Annotated in this window: 11 protein-coding genes; 3 read left to right on the top strand and 8 right to left on the bottom strand. The window is 60.1% G+C overall.

Annotation, left to right across the window (positions count from 1 at the left end; genetic code table 11):
* Nucleotides 1–23 precede the first annotated feature (23 nt).
* The 3 genes from G3O01_RS26010 to G3O01_RS26000 form a co-directional block, all read right to left on the bottom strand.
* Nucleotides 24–281, bottom strand: coding sequence for a hypothetical protein (locus G3O01_RS26010; RefSeq protein ID WP_205809500.1), 258 nt, complete (start codon nt 279–281; stop codon nt 24–26).
* Between the two features lie 138 nt (nt 282–419).
* Nucleotides 420–2,603 carry a hypothetical protein gene (locus G3O01_RS26005; RefSeq protein WP_205809499.1) on the bottom strand — a complete coding sequence of 728 codons (2,184 nt, stop codon included), beginning with the start codon at nt 2,601–2,603 and terminating at the stop codon, nt 420–422.
* 231 nt (nt 2,604–2,834) lie between these two features.
* A complete protein-coding gene (locus G3O01_RS26000) occupies nt 2,835–3,734 on the bottom strand; it encodes an EamA family transporter (protein WP_205809498.1) in 900 nt (299 codons plus the stop codon).
* Nucleotides 3,735–3,946: 212 nt separating this feature from the next.
* On the opposite strand from G3O01_RS26000, the gene G3O01_RS25995 reads away from it, so the two are divergent.
* Together G3O01_RS25995 and G3O01_RS25990 are read left to right on the top strand one after the other, a co-directional pair.
* Nucleotides 3,947–4,813: an AraC family transcriptional regulator gene (locus tag G3O01_RS25995; RefSeq protein ID WP_241024277.1), complete on the top strand. Its 867-nt coding sequence runs from the start codon at nt 3,947–3,949 to the stop codon at nt 4,811–4,813.
* A gap of 251 nt (nt 4,814–5,064) precedes the next feature.
* The gene (locus tag G3O01_RS25990) at nt 5,065–6,189 is read left to right on the top strand and encodes an aminotransferase (RefSeq protein ID WP_205809496.1); all 1,125 of its coding nucleotides are present in this window, start codon (nt 5,065–5,067) and stop codon (nt 6,187–6,189) included.
* A gap of 806 nt (nt 6,190–6,995) precedes the next feature.
* On the opposite strand, the gene G3O01_RS25985 is transcribed toward G3O01_RS25990, so the two are convergent.
* The 4 genes from G3O01_RS25985 to G3O01_RS25970 form a co-directional block, all read right to left on the bottom strand.
* Complete coding sequence (locus tag G3O01_RS25985; RefSeq protein WP_205809495.1) at nt 6,996–10,004, bottom strand: FAD-binding and (Fe-S)-binding domain-containing protein; 3,009 nt, start codon at nt 10,002–10,004, stop codon at nt 6,996–6,998.
* 38 nt (nt 10,005–10,042) lie between these two features.
* Entirely contained in the window at nt 10,043–10,786 is a 744-nt protein-coding gene (locus G3O01_RS25980; RefSeq protein ID WP_205809494.1) for a 2-keto-4-pentenoate hydratase, read from the bottom strand.
* A 23-nt stretch (nt 10,787–10,809) separates the two neighbouring features.
* On the bottom strand, nt 10,810–12,096 hold the full coding sequence (locus G3O01_RS25975; RefSeq protein WP_205809493.1) for an MFS transporter: 1,287 nt from the start codon (nt 12,094–12,096) through the stop codon (nt 10,810–10,812).
* Between the two features lie 268 nt (nt 12,097–12,364).
* Nucleotides 12,365–13,585, bottom strand: a complete 1,221-nt coding sequence (locus G3O01_RS25970; RefSeq protein WP_205809492.1) for an aminotransferase class V-fold PLP-dependent enzyme — start codon at nt 13,583–13,585, stop codon at nt 12,365–12,367.
* A gap of 143 nt (nt 13,586–13,728) precedes the next feature.
* On the opposite strand from G3O01_RS25970, the gene G3O01_RS25965 reads away from it, so the two are divergent.
* The gene (locus G3O01_RS25965; RefSeq protein ID WP_205809491.1) at nt 13,729–14,454 is read left to right on the top strand and encodes a GntR family transcriptional regulator; all 726 of its coding nucleotides are present in this window, start codon (nt 13,729–13,731) and stop codon (nt 14,452–14,454) included.
* Between the two features lie 62 nt (nt 14,455–14,516).
* Here the strand turns inward: G3O01_RS25965 and G3O01_RS25960 are convergent, their stop codons facing one another.
* Nucleotides 14,517–15,860, bottom strand: coding sequence for an MFS transporter (locus G3O01_RS25960; RefSeq protein ID WP_205809490.1), 1,344 nt, complete (start codon nt 15,858–15,860; stop codon nt 14,517–14,519).
* Nucleotides 15,861–15,871: the final 11 nt, after the last annotated feature.

Genomic DNA, 15,871 nt, shown 5'->3' with positions numbered 1-15,871 from the left:
CATGCGGATGCAGCGCGCGAAGCTCAGCGATCGAGCTTGACGCGCAGCTCGCGCGCCGTTTCGAGCAGACCTTCGTAGCCTGAACGCGCATGCTCCGGCAGGTCCGGATCGCCGACCAGCGTGCCGAGCGTTTCGATCAGGCTGTAGAGAATGCCGCGCGCCGCGCTCGCGGCAATGTTGCCCGACGACACCATCTCGTTCACATGCGAAACGGCTGCGTCGAGGTGTTCGAGGTCCGGCTGATCGCCAGGTTGCTGCTTGTCCTGATCGTCGCGGGTCATGATGAGTCGTCGCTCCTGTGATGGCTCGTCAACAAAGGGGTGTGTCGCTATATATATACCCATCGTGTGTGGCCGTCCATTCGCACAGACGGTACTCCACGTTCGACTGACGACGATCAACACGAGTTCACGCAGCGCTCAAGGCTTCCACCGATACATCAGGATTTTCGCGCGCGCATCGTCTTCGAGCAGCACGACGTATTCGCCGTTATTGCGCTGCACCGCGCTGATGCCGAGATACACGTCGACCCATCCGGTCGTGTTGCCGACTGTGGCGCCCGGCGTCATATAGCCGACCATTTGCCCCGAGCGTGCGTCGTACACATCGACCTTCGGCGTGTACAACTCCGCGACGAAGATATAGTTGCCCGCGACAGCCACGCCAACGGGCGTCACCTGCGGATTGCTGCTCGCATTCCACGGCAGCGCGATCGTATAGACGGGCGTCGGCGAGCCCGAGCTCCAGTTGTCGTAGCGCACGAGAATGCGGCCCGCCTCTTTCCAGTGCGTCGCATCCCACGGCAGGCTGCTGGTGTAGCCGGACACGTACATCGTGTCGGTTTCCGCGCTGTAGACGATGCGCGCGATCCGGTTGAACGGCGCGGGCATCGGGAACATCTTCGAACTCGCGTACGTGCAGATCGGATTGCCGACGCTGTCGAAACCCTGCAAAGGCATTTCGCGGATGCCGCTCGCGGGCGTCGCGAGCCATACGTTGCCCGGCGTATCGACCCACCAGAAGCCGTTGCCGACCGTGCTGCCCGTCGACGGATTGCCGGTGATTTCACTTGTGTCGACGTGGCCGTCGCCGTTCGTATCGCGCCACATCCATTCGCCGTAGGTCGGCTGACCGGCCGGCCAGGTGCCAGGCAGCGGATTCTGCGCGAAGAGGCCGGATGGAATCGCGACTTCGTCATGCGCGGCGTCGAAGCGATAGACGTTCAGGTAATGTGCGCCGGGGTCCAGCGTGTACAGATACGGCTTGCCGTTGATCCGCCGCACCATCGGCTCACCGCGTACGCCGCGCGGCTGGTGAAACGTCGGGTCGTCGGGGAAATCGAAACGGTTGAGCGTGAAGCCCGTGTACTTCCATTCGCTGCCGGGCTGCTGCGAGTAGTCCATCGTGAAGCGCTTCGAGCCGGTGTAGACGATGTTCGGCGTGGCGGGATCGAAGGCCGCGCTGTCGACGAAGGTCAGCCCTTGCAGCCGCCAGTTAAAGCCGCGCGTCGCGTATCGGTAGCTTTCCAGCACAGCGCCCTGCCCGACGCTCGCCGATGCAAGCGGGCGCGGACCTTCGCCGTTCTGCGCGACGTAGAGGTTGCCCGTCTGATCGAAGCCAATGCCCGTCACGCCGTTGAAGCGCCAGTTGCCGGGCGTGCCCTTCGGTTCGTGGAAAATGCCGTACAGCGTGCCGAGCGCGCCTGTCATGCGAGTCGCGCCGCTTGCCGTTTTATCGAAGACGAGAATCTGCTGCTTCGCGCCGTTATCGGCGATGAGAATCTGGCCTGATGACGAAATGGCGATATCGGTCGGCAAGGTGCCGGCTGGCAAGGCGAGCGTGCCAGCCAATGGCGCGCCCGTCGACGAATAGTGCAGCACGTTCATGCTGCCCGTGCCGAAGCCGCTCATCACCCAGATGGACGAATCGGTGTCGATGGCCATGCGTCCCGGCGCCGTGACACTCCACGAGCGCAGACGCCGCATCGTGTTCGCGTCGAACACGACGATCTGGTTGCCATAGGTATCGGACGCGTACAGCTCGGTGTCCGTTGCAGCGAGGCCGCGAATGCCCGCGTCGTTGCCTGTCGCCACGGCGTTCACGCGCAGGAAGCTGTTCTTCGTCGCGTTCGCGCTGTTGCCAATGCCGCTGTCGAACGGCGCGCCGACGGCGATGTTCGCGAGCGTGCGCCGCGTGATGCCGAACCACGTCTGCCCGCCTGGCGGATAATCCGCGCCGACCAGCCCGTTGTTCTCATTGCCGATCGACATCGCCGCGTACACGTACGTGTGATTCGACGCGATTGCGTCGCCGCCCGCCGCGCCCCAGCCGTGCGTGGCGCCGGCAACGGCTATTTTGTCGCCATTCTTATAGGCAGCTATTTCGCTTCCGCTTTCATCCCATGGCGAATTGGTGAATACCGTTCCATCCGGTGCAACGTTAATTGCCTGAATGTCCTGCTGCATCCATTTGCCATCGCCGAATCCGAAACTATTGCCTATCCACGACGTGGTATAGGTCAATTGCGATTGCGCAGCAGCGCCGAAAGAGATCACACTGCCGAGCGTGAACAGCGCGGCAGCGAGGCGGGTTGAGGGTTTCACGGTCGTGTCCTTGCGAGAAGCAAAACGTTAGCAAATGCCGATAAACACTTTTTGCATTGCGCTTATCGATCGGCATTTGCCATTCCTTGCGAATTTATATCCAATTCGCATGGAATAGATTTATTGTGCCTCTTATCTTCTCAAATCAGAACGCGACCGTTTCTCCTTAAATAATTCGATTAGCGATTTTTTATGCTTTTATTTGAATCGGATTAGCATTAGCTTGAAGCTTCAGGCCGCGCGCGCACGCCGCACGAACAGCCGCTGCGTGAGGCCGAACGCGACGAGATTGCCCGCCACCACCAACACGAGTCCGACGACGGCAAGCGCCGACCATCGATAGCCTTCGAACACCGTCGAAACCGCCAGCGCGACAAACGGGAACAGCACCGTGCAATACGCCGCGCGCTCAGGCCCGATCCGGCCAACGAGCATCAGATAAGCAGTAAAGCCGATCACCGAGCCGGGCACGGCGAGATAGACGAGCGCGCCGAGATAGCGCGCATCGGGCTCCAGCGTGAACGGCAACCCGGCGGCGAGGCTGCCGATTGTCAGCACGCTCGCGCCGATCAGCATCGCCCAGCTATTGGTGACGATGGGATGCAGACCCATCGATTGCATGCGGCTCGACAGCAGATTGCCTGCGGAAAAACACATCGTTCCCGCGAACGCGACGGCGAGGCCGAGCCACGCGGCGTGATCGCCGAGATGTCCGGCCATCTGCTGCAGCGAGAGACACAGAATGCCCGCCAGCCCGAGCACCGCGCCGACGATGGCTGTCGGCTGCAACGGACGGCCCATGAAAAGCCGCCCGTTGAGCGAATTCAGCAGCGGCGCAGTCGAGAACACGACGGCGACAAGACCGCTCGGCACCACGCCTTCCGCGTAGTAGAAGCACAGGAAGTTCACGCAAAAGAGCGCTAGCCCTTGCGCAGCGAGAAAACGCCATGCCGCGCGCGGCGGCCACACAGGACGGCGCATGATTTTTAGCAGCGCAAACAGCACGATGGCGGCGAGCCCGAAACGGCACGCAATCGAAACAGGCGCCGGCACGACGCCGAGCTGCCACTTGATCGCGATCCAGGTCGTACCCCAGATCAGCACGGTCACAACATAAAGGAACAGATTCATTGCTCTCAGGCCACACAATACAGGTCGGCCCGACTATGCCCTCGCGCACGTCCGTTCGATTGTCCAGAATTGCGCACTTTTGGCATGCCGCAGGAAGGCCGACACGCGCTCGCCGTATACTTGGAGCTAGCGCATCACCGATTCATTTCGCCGTATTCACCGTGAACACACCGTCCAACTCGAAAACCGATCTCGCTGAACCACCGTTCGGCATGCATTCGGTATGCAAAACGCTGAGCGACTCCAATGCGTCGCTCGACCGTTTCGCATGGTTGGGCGACCAGCTCGCCGTCGCGATCTGGACGCGCGAAACGAAGGAAGCCGAGACCGTCTATGACCAGCCCGGCCATCACACGCTGTCGTGCTATCTGGATGGCGGCTATCGCACGGAGCGTCAGAAACTGCCGGGGCGCTATGGCGCGCCAAGCCGCCTGTGCGCGCTGCCCGGCGATCACGAATCGCGCTGGTGGGTGCGCGGCCACATGCATTTCATGCATCTGTATTTCCTGCCCGAGCATTTCACGCAGCGCGCGATCCGCGAACTGGACCGCGAACCGCGCGAACTGACGCTCGCCGATCGCACGTATTTCGAGGACGAACGCATCGCGGCCCTCTGCCAGTCGCTCGCGAACGATCTATGGGACGACGCCGACGGCCGTCTGCGTGCGAACGAAACCTCGCATGAAATCCTCAGTCTGCTGCTGCGTTCGCAGGGCGTGAATCGTACGGACGCTGCGCTCAAAGGCGGACTTGCCGTCGCGACGCGCCGCCGGCTGCGCGACTACATCGACCAGAATCTGACGCAGCCGCTGACGCTCGGCGAACTGGCTGCCGTGGCGAATCTTTCCGAATTCCATCTCGCGCGGATGTTCCGCGCGTCGTTCGGCCTGCCGCCGCATGCGTGGATTGCGCAGCAAAGGCTCGAACGCGCCCGCACGCTGCTGCGCACGACCGCGCTGCCGCTCATCGATATCGCGACGCAATGCGGTTACGCGAACGCGAGCCACTTCAGCCACCGCTTCCGCCAAGGTGTCGGCGTGTCGCCGGCCGTCTATCGCAAGGCGCTGCACGGCGGCTGATTTCGCGCCCGCGCGATGCCCGGTTCGGGCGTACCCTGTTCCTCCGCTTTTCGTTTTCTGCATTTCGCGGGAGGCATCTTCGCGTGCGCGCGCGTTCGTGGTCGGCTCGCCGTTTGTTCGTTGACGGAAATGCACGTAGATCGAATTTGTCTATTTGAGACAAACAGTCTACACTCGACAGCAATCAACCTGCGCCGCAAATGTCTGATCAGACGCGCCCTTTGCCACTGCTTTCACCGAGGACAGAACTCATGCAAATCAGGGAATTCGGAGTCGAACGCTGGATGGATCTTTACGAGAACCGTTGCGAGTTGAATCTTGCGGAGACGTGCGTCGAATCGCTGACGGTTGGCGAACTGCTGAGGATTGCGGGCAAAGAACACGCGCTGCTCGACGAGATTCTGCCGATGAAACTGACGTATGGCGCGATCGACGGCACTGAGCGACTGCGCAGCAACGTTGCGTCGCTGTATGAGAAACAGGGCGTGCCGAATGTGTTGATCACGCATGGCGCGATCAGTGCAAACGCGCTGGTGTACGAGACGCTCGTCGAACCCGGCGATCATGTGATTTCGGTGCTGCCTACGTATCAGCAGCATTATTCGATTCCCGAGAGTTACGGCGCGAAAGTGGACATTCTGCGTTTGCGCGAGGAGAACGGCTTTCTGCCCGATCTGGATGAACTGAAGCGGATGGTCACGCCGACAACGCGCGTCATCGCGATCAACAATCCGAACAACCCGACTGGCTCGTTGATGGATCGCGCGTTTCTGGAGCAGATTGCTGAGATTGCGCGTTCGTGTGGCGCTTATGTGCTGAACGATGAGGTGTATCGCGGTACGGATCAGGAAGGTACTGGTTTTACGGCGTCGATTGCCGATCTGTATGAGAAGGGTATCAGCACTGGCAGTATGTCGAAGACGTGGTCGCTGGCAGGTTTGCGGGTGGGCTGGATTGTTGCGCCTGTTGAGTTGCTGGAGCGTGTGCGCACGCATCGGGACTACAACACGATCAGTGTTGGTATGTTGAACGATTTGCTGGCTTCTATCGCGCTGGAAAATCGCAAGGCGATTCTGGAGCGGAATCATGGGATTCTGCGGGGGAATCTTGCTGTGCTGGATGGCTGGATCGCCAAAGAGCCTTTGCTTTCTTATGTGAAGCCGAAGTCTGGGACTACTGCGCTCGTGCGGGTTAATGTCGATATGTCTTCTCGCGATTTTTGTATTGCCTTGATTGAGAAGACTGGTGTGATGTTTACGCCTGGTAGTGCGCTTGATGTCGAAGGTTATGTCCGGATCGGGTACACGAATAATCGTGATGTGCTCGTGGCTGGGCTTGATCGGGTGAATGGGTTTTTGCGGAATCTGGCGCGCTGAGCGTTTGTTTGCCCCTTTTGCGGGGCGGCATTTGCTTTTGGTTTTGTCTCGCGACGCTTGGGTGGTTTGCTTTTGTTTGCGCTGGCATCCGCGATTTGCTTTCGTGCTTCATGCGTCGCCCCTGTGCGGGGCGGCACCTACTTTTCTTTGCCGCGGCAAAGAAAAGTAGGCAAAAGAAAGCCGCTAACACCGCCAGCCCTCGTTCCCGCCTGAGGGCCCCCAACGGGTCCTCTCCTTCACGCGGCGTCGCTCTTCTCGACGCCCGCTGCCAACGCCTGGAATGGGCGCCTCACCCGCTTCACACTCCCGCATCGCCACATGCGCGATCAAATCGCCCACGTTCTATAGCGGCAAACTGTGTGTCGGCTGTCGCGGCGCATGCGCTCCACTCCGGACTGAAAACCAAGGTCGCGGCTCGAAAGCAGGATCGGTGTCGTAAGAGCGCCGACGTGTGAAGCGCTACAACCTACACACAGTTTGCCACCTGGGCGGCCGCAACCATTCGCTGCCGCTGGCTGTGCTACGGGTGATTGACGCGGGTGAGGCGCTCATTCAAGGCGCTGGCAACGGGCAGTGAATGGCAGAGCGCCGTGTGAAGTGGAGGAACTGTTGGGGGCCCTCAGGCGGAGGTCAAGAACGGGCGGTGTTAGCCCGCTTTCTTTGCTTACTTTCTTTGCGGCGGCAAAGAAAGTAAGTGCCGCCCCGCACAGGGGCAACGCTTGAAGTACCAGTAACAAAACGCGGATGCCAGCACAAAAGCTCAAAAAACCAAAAAACCCATCCACGCGCTACGCGCAAAAAAACCCTTACTTCAAAGCCCGCACCAACACCCTGGCCACATGCACCGCATCAACCCCAGCCCCATCATGAATCTGATGCCTGCAACTAGTCCCATCCGCGACCATCACAGTTTCGGCATCGATCCCCCGCGCCGCAGGCAACAACGAAAGCTCAGCCATTGCCATTGACGCTTCGTAATGCTCGGCCTCATACCCAAAGCTGCCGGCCATCCCGCAACAAGACGACTCGACCGTCGACACCTTCAACTCAGGAATCCACTTGAGCACCGTCTGCACAGGCGAAAACGCATCGAATGCTTTCTGATGACAATGCCCATGCACCAGAGCCTGTTTCGCATCGTCAAGCGGCTTCAAATCAAGCTTCAGGCGGCCAGCCTTATGCTCACGCACAAGAAACTCTTCGAACAGCATGGCGAGTTTCGACAAACGCTCAGCCTCTTCGCCAAACCCATACTGCAAAAACTCATCACGCAACGACAGCAAACACGAAGGCTCCAGCCCAACCACCGCTACACCACGCTCGACGAAAGGCCGGAACGCATCGAGCATCCGCCGCGCCTCACGCTTCGCCTCATCCACAAGGCCCGCTGCAAGAAAAGTTCTCCCGCAGCAAAGCGGACGCTCGCCCGCAAGCGTATTGAAGTGCACCTTATAACCCGCGGCTTCGAGAACCTGCTGCGCTGCACGCGCATTCTCCGGCTCGATACTGTTGTTGAACGTATCGACGAATAACAGCACTTCCTTCTGCGCATCCTTCACATCAACCGATGCAGCCTTCACGCCATTCAAAAACGGCTTCACAAAACGAGGCAATGACCGCTGCGGCGCAAACCCCAACGCGCGCTTGACCCACGGCATCTCCGCCGCGTATGCGAAAACACCTGGCATGCTCGCCGCCATCGCCGCATATCGCGGCATGAATGCAATCATCTTCTCGCGCAAACGCAAGCCATGCTTCTTTGCCCACGCGGACCGCGCTTCGATCTTGAACTTCGCCATGTCGATGCCCGTCGGGCAATCGCGCTTGCAGCCCTTGCACGACACGCACAAATCAAGCGTGTCCTTCACGTCCTGACTCGCAAGGCCTTCATCACCAATCTGCCCCGACAGCGCAAGCCGCAACGTATTCGCGCGTCCGCGCGTCACGTGCTGTTCGTCCTTCGTCACGCGATAACTCGGGCACATCGTGCCGGCGTCGAACTTGCGGCAATGGCCGTTGTTGTTGCACATCTCGACGGCTCTCGCGAGTCCGCCTGCCAGGTCGCTGCCCGTGCCCGGCGCAGTCTCGATACCCGTCATCGGATCGCGCTCGACATTCCACGTCGACCAGTCGAGCGCAGGCGTCAACGCTTGAACCTTGTAGCCCGGTGCGAAGCGGAAGTTGCCCGTGTCGTCCATCTTTGGCGGACGCACGATCTTGTCCGGATTCATCCGGTTGTTCGGATCGAACAGGGATTTGATCTCGCTGAACGCGCGGTTGATGCGCGGACCGTATTGCCACGCAACCCATTCGCCACGGCAAAGCCCGTCGCCATGCTCGCCCGAATACGCGCCCTTGTATTCGCGCACCAGCGCCGCCGCTTCTTCCGCGATGGCGCGCATCTTCTGCGCGCCGTCGCGGCGCATGTCGAGAATTGGCCGCACGTGCAGCGTGCCGACGCTCGCGTGCGCATACCACGTCCCTTCCGTGCCGTTGCGATGAAACACTTCGGTCAGCCGGCTCGTGTATTCAGCAAGATGTTCTAAAGGCACGGCGCAATCTTCGATGAACGACACGGGCTTGCCGTCGCCCTTCATGCTCATCATGATGTTCAGACCGGCCTTGCGCACTTCCCACAGCGCCTTTTGTTCTCCTGCATCCGGCATCTGCACAACCGAGTCCGGCAAGCCAAGATCGGCCATCAATTCCGTCAGTTGCTTCAGCGATGCGAGTTGTTCGTCGCGGTTCTCGCCCGCGAACTCGACCAGCAAAATCGCTTCGGGCCTGCCCACCAGTGCCTTTTCGATCACGGGCCTGAACGCGGGATTGCCCATCGCGAGATCGATCATCGTGCGATCGACGAGTTCGACCGCCACAGGCTTCAGCTTGACGATGTGCTGCGTGAGATCCATCGACTGCCAGAACGTCGGAAAATTCACGACGCCCAGCATCTTGTGCGCAGGCAACGGCACGAGCTTCAGCGTCAGTTGCCGGCTGAATGCGAGCGTGCCTTCAGAGCCGACCAGCAGATGCGCGAGATTCGCAAAACCATCGTCGGTATAGGCACGCGGGTTCTGGCATTCGAACAGATCGATGTTGTAGCCCGCGACGCGGCGCAATACTTTCGGCACTTGCGCGATGATCTCATCGCGCTCGCGCAACGCAATTGCCTTCACGTCTTCGACGATCTGTTGCAGACACGCGCCCTGCGGCGCCTCACGCAGCGAAGCGAAATGCGCTTGCGTACCGTCCGCAAGAATCGCGTCGATCGCTTCGACGTTGTGCACCATGTTGCCGTATTCGATCGAACGCGAGCCGCACGAATTGTTGCCCGCCATCCCGCCGATCGTGCATTGCGCGGCCGTCGATACATCGACTGGGAACCACAAGCCATGCGGCTTCAGCCACGCATTCAGATGATCGAGCACGATGCCCGGCTCGACCGTCACCGTGCGCTTGTCCTTGTCGAATGCGATGACCTGATTGAGCCATTTGCTCGTATCGATCACCAGTGCTTCGCCAACCGTCTGTCCGCACTGGCTCGAACCCGCACCGCGCGCGAGCAACGGCACGCGTTCGCTGCGCGCGACATCCAGCGCGACGAGCAGATCGTCCTGATCGCGCGGCACGACGACGCCGATCGGCATGATCTGATAGATCGATGCATCGGTCGAATAGCGTCCGCGGCTCGCAGCATCGAATAACACGTCGCCGCGCAACTCTTTGCGCAGACGGTTGGCCAACGGCGTACTCAGACGCGCCGACGACGGCACGAGATGAATCGGTTTGACCAGCAGGGAATCGGCGTTCGACATATGCTTCGGCCTATAAAATCGAGGCGTGGAATGCGAATCTACTCGAGCGTGACGCTGACGGGCGCGAGCCCTTCGATCAGCCCACGCGCAGTGCCCGCATGCTGCGGAAAGAACATGCCCGTATAAGAGCCCGTCGTCAGAATCATGTCGGGCGTGACCGCAATCCGATGATGCTGCGTGCAGTGATTGACGAGCCACGTCAGCAACCGGCGCGGATCGCCACACGGATTCGACGGCGTCGCTTTCACCACGTCCTGTCCTTCATACGTGAAGCCAAGCGCCGGCGCAACGAACGGAAAATCGCGCCGATACTTCGAGAACTCACCGACAATCAACGCGCCGTGATTCTGTAGATCCGCGAGTTGCGCGAGCTTGTCGACGTTGGGCCACTGCGCGTAGCGGCTCGCGACGATTTCGATAGTTGGTGCCATCGAATCGATTGCATCGAGTACTTCGACTTCGTGATACGCGTTGGTCGAAGGCTCGAATTGCCGCCCGAAACGAAATGCAATTTCCAGTTCGAGTCCAAGCGGCTTGTAGTGCGCGCGCGGTAGCCGCGCACCATCCGCATGCAAATCTGAAGAAGGCAACGGTGCGCCCTGAATCGCACCTTCGGCAGATTTAGCGCCTATTTTCCAGCCTCCAATACGCGCGCCACGCTTCGCCAGCAACTCGTGCTGGATCGCGTAGGCCGCGCTCATGTCTGCGGGAACGAGTTCGGGGGAAAGCGACGCGAGCGTCGTGAAGTCGGCGCGCGCGTCGGCGAGTTGTTGGCTGAGCATGGTCGGTCAAACGTTAGCGAGAGTCAGGCATTCAAATGTGTGGCAGGCTGTGCGGTCGGTTCACTGCCGACTGCGAAGCGGCTTTCGGGTTGCATGCGGAACGCGAGCACGACGCCGATTGCCATCAGCAGCATGCTGCCCGCGAACGGCAATTCCCAGCTGCCGAACGTGTCGATCAGATAACCCGACAGCACCGGCGAAATGATGGCGGCGAGTGCAGAACCCGTGTTCATCATGCCGCTTGCGGTACCCGAATATTCCGGTGCGATGTCCATCGGGATTGCCCACATCGGTCCGATCGTCATTTCGGCGAAGAAGAATCCCGCCGACAGACACACCATCGATACATACAGGTTGTGCGTGAGCAACAGCGGTACGAGCGACGCGAGCGTGAGCAGCATGCAGATCGACACCATCCAGCTGCGTGCGCGGCGAAGGTTGCCCGTGCGCTCGAAGACCTTGTCGGTGACGATGCCGCCCAGCGTATCGCCAATCACGCCTGCAAAGAACACAGCCGAAGCAAACACCGCCGACTTCTTCAGATCGAGGTGATAGCTATGCAGAAAGTACTGCGGAATCCAGCTAAGAAACAGCCACAACGTCCAGCCATAGCAGAAGTACACAATGGTCACGGGCGTCATGCGCTTGAAGAGCGCTTTCCACGGCAGATTCGCGGTCTTCGCTTTCGGCGGCGGCAAGATATCGAGTTCAGCCTGCGTGATGCGGCGATGCTCTTTCGGATACTCGGTGAACGTCATCGCCCACACGACGACCCACAGCAGACTGAACGCACCGCAGATATAGAACGATTCGCGCCAGCCCCAGGTCGTCATCACAAGCACGATCACGCCGGGCGCAACCGCATTGCCGATACGTGCCGCCGCGTGCGTGATGCCTTGCGCAAAGCCGCGCTTTTCTTTAGCGACCCAACGCGACATCGCCGCCGTCGCAGCCGGGAACGTCGCGCCTTCGCCAAAGCCGAGCAGCACGCGTGCGAAGAGCAGCGACACGAGGCCGCCGGCGAAACCCGTCAGCAACGTTGCCAGCGCCCAGATCGCGCCGCACGCAATCAGCGTGCGCTTCGCGCCGAAGCGATCGCTCACCCACCCGCCGATAATCTGAAACACGAGATACGGATACGCAAAGGCCGAGAAAACAAGGCCGATTTCCGTATGCGAAAGATGAAACTCCTTGCCGAAGCCCGCAGCCGCCGTGCTGACGTTGACGCGGTCAAGGTAGGTGATGAAGTACATGATGCATAGCATCAGTAGAACGATACTGGTCGCACTGGTCACACGAAACCGCTTCATCGTCTGTCTCCGTTTCTGGCGGATGGGCATTCACACGGCGTGTTCGGCCTTCATGCCGCGCGAGCCGCCATCCGCAGGGTCTGCCGTTGGCGTTGGTCGCGTTTGTGGTTCGCTTGCGTCTTTGTCTTTCTGTTCGCTGCTGTGTGTCGCGCTGGCCGGGCGCGTGGGTACTGCGTGCGTCTTGTGCGATGAAGGAAGCAACGTGTCGCCGTTTTGCGCTTCCTTCTTCGTCTGGATACCGTCTGGATACCCTCTGGTTATCGGCTGCTTATGCGGCGGCTTTGAGTTTCGGTGCGTTCGGCTGCGACATCAGGAATTCCATCGCAGCAGGCAGACCGCTTGCCGCCACGGGCACGCCCGCAATCTGCAAGCCCATTTCGACACCGGCAAGCGTGGCCATCAGCGTGAGGTCGTTGCAGTCGCCAAGATGACCGATGCGGAACATGCGCCCTTTCATCTTGCCGAGGCCCGTGCCGAGCGACATGTCGAAGCGCTCGTAGATAACTTTGCGCACGGCGTCGGCATCGATGCCTTCGGGCATCATCACGCCTGTCAGCACCGGGCTATACACGGACGGATCGGCGCACTGAATCTCGAGACCCCATGCGCGCACTGCGCGGCGGCATGCTTCGGCGAGACGGTCGTGACGCGCGAACACGTTGTCGAGCCCTTCGCCGAGAATCATCTCGAGCGCTTCATACAGCCCGTACAGCAGGTTCGTGTTCGGCGTGTACGGCCAATAGCCGCTCTTGTTCATTTCGATGATTTCGGTCCAGTCCCAGAACGCGCGCGGCAGCTTCGCCTGCTTGCCCGCTTCGATCGCTTTCTGCGACACCGCATTGAAGCTGATGCCCGGCGGCAGCATCAGACCCTTCTGCGATCCCGAAACCGTGACGTCCACACCCCATTCGTCATGACGATAATCGGCGCATGCAAGGCCCGAAATCGTATCGACGAGCAGCAGCGCCGGATGGCCCGCTGCATCGATGGCACGACGCACAGCGGCGATGTCCGACGTGACGCCCGTCGACGTTTCGTTATGTACGACGCACACGGCCTTGATCGAATGCTGCGTGTCTTCGCGCAGACGCGCTTCGATCATTTGCGGCTGCACGCCGCGCCGCCATCCTTCGATGCCCGGCAAACCCAGAAACTCCGGTTTCAGACCGAGGTTCTCGGCCATCTTCTTCCAGAGCGTCGCGAAGTGGCCCGTTTCGAACATCAGCACGTGGTCGCCGGGGCTCAGCGTGTTCGACAGCGCCGCTTCCCATGCGCCCGTCCCCGATGCCGGGTAGATGACGACGGGCTGCTGCGTCTTGAAGATCTTCTTGATGCCGTCCAGCACTTTCAGGCCCAGCGCGCCGAATTCCGGGCCGCGATGGTCGATGGTCGGATAGCTCATCGCCCGCAAGATGCGGTCGGGCACCGGGCTCGGACCCGGAATCTGCAAAAAGTGGCGGCCTGCGGGATGAAAGTCGAGCTTCAGCATCGGTCGATCTCCTCAATTGAATTTTGCATGCAAAAAACTATAACAGCCGATCCGTGACAATCCCAAGGCGGTGTTTACCCTCGCACCCACTTACTGGGCACCATGCCTTAAAATCGGTGTAAATCGTGCTTGAGGATTTTTGTATGCAAAATTCGGACATTGAAGCAGGCCTGACGCCGCCTCCGCTGATGCCGAAGGTCGAACGCCAGCGTTTGCACGACACGGTGGTCGAACATATCCGGCGCTTTATCGTGGAAGGCGTGCTGGAACCCGGTAAGAAACTGAACGAACGCGAACTGTGCGAAACGCTCGGCATTTCGCGCACGCCGCTGCGCGAGGCGCTGAAAGTGCTCGCGGCGGAAGGCTTGATCGATATCGAGCCGAATCGTGGTGCGTCGGTGTCCAAGATGGATGAAGCGGAATTGCGCGAGACCTTCGAACTGATGAGCGGGCTCGAAGCGTTTTCGGGCGAACTGGCGGCGGAACGGATGACGGCGGTCGAGCTGGCGGAGATCAAGGCGCTGCACTACGCGATGCTCGCGTGCCGCGCGCAGAACGATCTCGCCGGTTATTACAGCCGCAATCAGGCGATTCACGACAAGATCAATGAAGCTGCACGCAATTCGGCGCTGCGTCAGACGTATATCGCAGTGAACCGTCGTTTGCAGGCGCTGCGTTTCCGCTCGAACTTCCAGATTCCGAAGTGGGACAGCGCGATTCACGATCACGATGAGATGCTTCAGGCGCTGGAAGCGCGCGATGGCAAACGCCTGAGTGCGATCTTGCGGCAGCATTTGCTCGATAAGCGCGATGCGGTGTTGCAAGTGCAGTCGCGCGAGGATGCGGCGGCTGCGAAATTGAAGGCTTGAGAGGGTTTGAAAGAAGAACGCACGGCATCGAGCCGTGCGTTTTTTATTGACTCACCGAAGCATCACGCGCCAGCGCGCCCTGTGTGATCCTTCTGACGCAGCGATTGCGGCAGACCGTACAGAATGATCAGCGCGCAAACCAGGCTCAGTCCACCGATCACATAAAGCGCCGGCGTCGTGCTACCCGTCACGTCGCGCACGCGCCCCACCATCACCGGGCTGACGATACCGCCCAACTGACCCAGCGTATTGATCAGCGCGATACCACCCGCAGCGCCCGCACCCGACACGAGCTTCGGCGGCAATGCCCAGAACGCGGGAATCGACGCAATCACGCCAGCACCGAGCACGGCGAGCGCAACGACAAGCATCGTCGTCTGCTTGTCGAAGTAACCTGCGGCGAAGAACCCGACCGCAGCCATCACGAGCAGCGCGCTAACGAACTTGCGACGCTCACCCGATGCATCCGACAGACGCCCCACCACCACCATGCAGATCGCGCCGCAGATATAGGGCACTGCCGTGAGCAGACCAATAATCGTCGGGTTTTGCGTACCTGCGCTCCGAATCAGATGCGGCGCCCAGAAGTTCAGACCGTACGAAGCAATCTGAATCAGGAAGTAAATCAACCCGAGCGTCAGAAAACCAGGCGTGCGGATCGCGCCCAGCAGCGAATGACCATGCGTAGTCGGTTGCGCCTGTTGTGCGATCTGGCTCGACAGATATGTCTTCTCAGCAGGCGACAGCCAGCCCGCATCCTCGATACGATCCTTCAGCACTTTCAGCACGAGAATGCCGAGCACGATACAAGGCAGACCACCGAGCATGAAGAGCCAGTGCCAGCCGCGAATACCGAACACGCCATCCATCTGACCGAGCACCAGACCCGACAGCGGCGCGCCGACCAGACCCGAGAATGCCGACGCGAGAAACAGCAGCGACGTCACACGGCCGCGATAGCTCGCCGGAAACCAAAGCGTCAGATAGTAGAGCACGCCCGGCGCGAAGCCCGCTTCCATCGCGCCGATCACGAAGCGCAGACCGTAGAACTGCCATTCGTTCTGCACGAACACCATTGCGGCCGTCGCGAGACCCCATGAAATCATGATCCGCGCGATCCACTTACGTGCGCCGACCTTGTACAGCAGCATATTGCTGGGCACTTCGAACAGCACGTAGCCGATCACGAAGAGACTCGCGCCGAGGCCATACGCGGTGTCGGAAAAGCCGAGATCGCTTTGCAGCTGGAACTTCGCGAAGCTGATGTTGATACGGTCGAAGAACGCAAACAGATAGCAGATCATGATGAGCGGCATCAGCCGCCACGTGACCTTTTTGATGATATCGGCGGTTGCCGTTAGCTTGTCGTCGCGGCCGCCTGCCGCCACTGCGCCTGGTGTGCTCATGCTTGTCTCCT

Source organism: Burkholderia sp. Ac-20365, from assembly GCF_017104715.1.
GTDB lineage: Bacteria > Pseudomonadota > Gammaproteobacteria > Burkholderiales > Burkholderiaceae > Paraburkholderia.
Note: the sequence above shows the minus strand (reverse complement) of the source record. Positions and strands in the feature narration are given on the sequence as shown.

Bases quoted from the DNA above. Each gene is read 5' to 3' on its own strand.
- G3O01_RS25980 (WP_205809494.1), bottom strand. From the start codon at position 10,786: ATGCTCAGCCAACAACTCGCCGACGCGCGCGCCGACTTCACGACGCTC.
- G3O01_RS25995 (WP_241024277.1), top strand. From the start codon at position 3,947: ATGCATTCGGTATGCAAAACGCTGAGCGACTCCAATGCGTCGCTCGAC.
- G3O01_RS25965 (WP_205809491.1), top strand. From the start codon at position 13,729: ATGCAAAATTCGGACATTGAAGCAGGCCTGACGCCGCCTCCGCTGATG.
- G3O01_RS25975 (WP_205809493.1), bottom strand. From the start codon at position 12,096: ATGAAGCGGTTTCGTGTGACCAGTGCGACCAGTATCGTTCTACTGATG.
- G3O01_RS25970 (WP_205809492.1), bottom strand. From the start codon at position 13,585: ATGCTGAAGCTCGACTTTCATCCCGCAGGCCGCCACTTTTTGCAGATT.
- G3O01_RS26000 (WP_205809498.1), bottom strand. From the start codon at position 3,734: ATGAATCTGTTCCTTTATGTTGTGACCGTGCTGATCTGGGGTACGACC.
- G3O01_RS25985 (WP_205809495.1), bottom strand. From the start codon at position 10,004: ATGTCGAACGCCGATTCCCTGCTGGTCAAACCGATTCATCTCGTGCCG.
- G3O01_RS25990 (WP_205809496.1), top strand. From the start codon at position 5,065: ATGCAAATCAGGGAATTCGGAGTCGAACGCTGGATGGATCTTTACGAG.
- G3O01_RS26010 (WP_205809500.1), bottom strand. From the start codon at position 281: ATGACCCGCGACGATCAGGACAAGCAGCAACCTGGCGATCAGCCGGAC.
- G3O01_RS25960 (WP_205809490.1), bottom strand. From the start codon at position 15,860: ATGAGCACACCAGGCGCAGTGGCGGCAGGCGGCCGCGACGACAAGCTA.